The 2,450-nt window shown below is 33.1% G+C and carries 2 protein-coding genes; one reads left to right on the forward strand and one right to left on the reverse strand.

The window, feature by feature from the left end; translation table 11 throughout:
* Window positions 1–738, reverse strand: a complete 738-nt coding sequence (locus WGMM_RS00655) for a type I glutamate--ammonia ligase (RefSeq protein WP_038248453.1) — start codon at window positions 736–738, stop codon at window positions 1–3.
* 325 nt (window positions 739–1,063) lie between these two features.
* Here WGMM_RS00655 and dnaA point away from each other — a divergent pair, with 325 nt between their 5' ends.
* Window positions 1,064–2,446, forward strand: a complete 1,383-nt coding sequence (dnaA, locus tag WGMM_RS00660; protein ID WP_038248456.1) for a chromosomal replication initiator protein DnaA — start codon at window positions 1,064–1,066, stop codon at window positions 2,444–2,446.
* Window positions 2,447–2,450 lie beyond the last annotated feature (4 nt).

Genomic DNA, 2,450 nt, shown 5'->3' on the forward strand with positions numbered 1-2,450 from the left:
TTATATTAACCTCTCCATCTCATATTGAGGATCAGATGCAATGCCATACACTCCATTTGGCGGAGCAATTTTGTTCTCTATACCAAAAACTATACCTTCAATTATTGCTGTGAGTACTTTTTCAAGGTCACAATCTGCTCCGGGAACACGGTGCTCTAGGCGGCATCTTTTGGAATCGTTGCCAAAATGGGGAATTCTTATCGCAGCAGTTCTGTTATTTACTCCCCAACTAATCGTAGTTGGAGTGTGAATATCCGGGTACTGAAATCTTAAATATGAATCATCATTTGGAGCAAAGAACAACATATGTTTTTTCATCATTGCACATAATCCACCAATACTGTGAATCAGATAGTCACTGTACTTTTGCTCATTGCTATAAAATAAGTTATCGTTATTTGAATTCACGAGATTAACATGCACATTTAATGCACTGCCTGCTCTATCCAAATAAGGCTTTGCTTTAAAAGAAACATTCCCGCCAAGTTTTTGTGCTACTTCAGTAAGTAATTGTTTTGCTAACTCGAAATGCTTGATTAAATTGTCGGAGTTCGTATAGTAACCACTTTTTATCTCATATTGATGTGTAGAATTCTCCTTCTCGCAAGAAAATTCAAGAGATGCTATTTTATTTTTGATGCTATTCAGAAATAAATATTCTTTTTCTATTCCCTCAATATAAAACTCTAGTTCAATACCGAATACAGCATAATAACTCAAATTACTTAATATAATCATAAATTTGCTTCAGTAAATCTATATTAGGTTAGCTATATTTATATGAATACTTTACTTATTTGCCAGTAAATTTAACATCTTATTTATACATAATGTATTACTGTTTTTAATAGCATGCTTCTAATCCTCGATACAAGCGACATTTACAAATTTTTCATTTTTTTGAAATAAAAATGATCAATTTTAGTGTTTTTATACCCTTTACAACTCATCAAAAAATCACCATAATTTTTAGTATGTATTAACTAATGTTAGCTTTTCATTTTGCAGTAAGCTGTTGATTATCTTGCATCTTTCTGATTATTGTTTTTTCTTGGTGTGGTATATGAACTTAACTAGCCCTAAGGTTTCTACTATGTTTTTTGATCAGATTACTACAGTAACAGATCACAATGTTACTTGGGAAAAAATCCAAAATTGTCTTTATAATCTTTATGGAGAAGCAACATATAACAGCTGGCTGAGTTCACTAAAATTTGTCAGTAGCAGAAATGGGGAAGTTCTTTTATCCGTGTCAACAAGGTTTATAAAAGAGTGGATTACAGTTCATTACATGAAAAAAATATTATCATTATGGCAAAGCGAGGATCAAAGTATATGTTCTATTGATATTCAAGTAATTGAAGAAAGGAATTCAAATTCTAATGTTATACTAAAAAACAGAGAGGAAAGTAATCATAATCTTGGTTCACCACTGGATCCCAGATTTCACTTTGATAATTTTGTGGTAGGAAAGTCAAATGAATTAGCATTTACAGCGGCAAAGCGTGTGGCAGAATCTATAGATCCAATATTAGGCAGCAATCCTTTGTTTCTACATGGTGGAGTGGGACTTGGTAAAACACATCTAATGCATGCTATAGCTTGGCACATAGTCAATTCCCCATCAGCAAAAAGAAAAGTGGTGTATTTATCAGCAGAGAAATTCATGTACCAATATATTACAGCGCTGCGAAGCAAAGATATTATGTTATTTAAAGAGCAATTTAGATCAGTAGATGTATTGATGGTAGATGATGTGCAATTTATCAGTGGTAAAGATAGTACACAAGAAGAATTTTTTCACACTTTCAATGCATTGATAGACCAAAATAAACAATTGGTTATATCAGCTGATAGGTCTCCTAGTGATCTTGATGGAGTGGAAGAAAGAATAAAATCACGACTCGGTTGGGGGTTGGTGGCAGATATTAATGAAACAACTTTTGAATTGAGGCTTGGTATATTGCAGGCAAAAGTGGAGCAGATGAATATGTATGTTCCGAAAGATGTCCTAGAGTTTTTAGCAAGGAACATAAAATCTAATATAAGAGAATTAGAAGGAGCATTAAATAAGGTTACCCATACCTCATTAATTGGAAGAAGTATGACGGTAGAATCAGCTAGTGAAACCCTAATCGATCTTCTTAGGTCAAATCATAGGTCAGTCACAATAGAAGAAATACAAAAGAAAGTAGCTGAATTTTTCAATATAAAGGTTGCAGATATGCAATCCAATAGAAGGCTTCGCAGTCTTGCAAGGCCAAGACAAATAGCTATGTATTTTGCCAAAAAATTTACGCAAAAAAGCCTACCAGATATTGGGAGAAACTTTGGTGGCAGAGACCATGCTACTGTTATACATGCAGTAAAACAAGTAGAAAATTTTATAAAGACCGACTCAAAATTTGCTGATGAAATCAATCGATTAAAAAAAATGTTTAAGTAGCGTT

Origin of the sequence: Wolbachia endosymbiont of Glossina morsitans morsitans, from assembly GCF_000689175.1 — a bacterium.
In the GTDB taxonomy this organism is placed as follows: domain Bacteria; phylum Pseudomonadota; class Alphaproteobacteria; order Rickettsiales; family Anaplasmataceae; genus Wolbachia; species Wolbachia pipientis.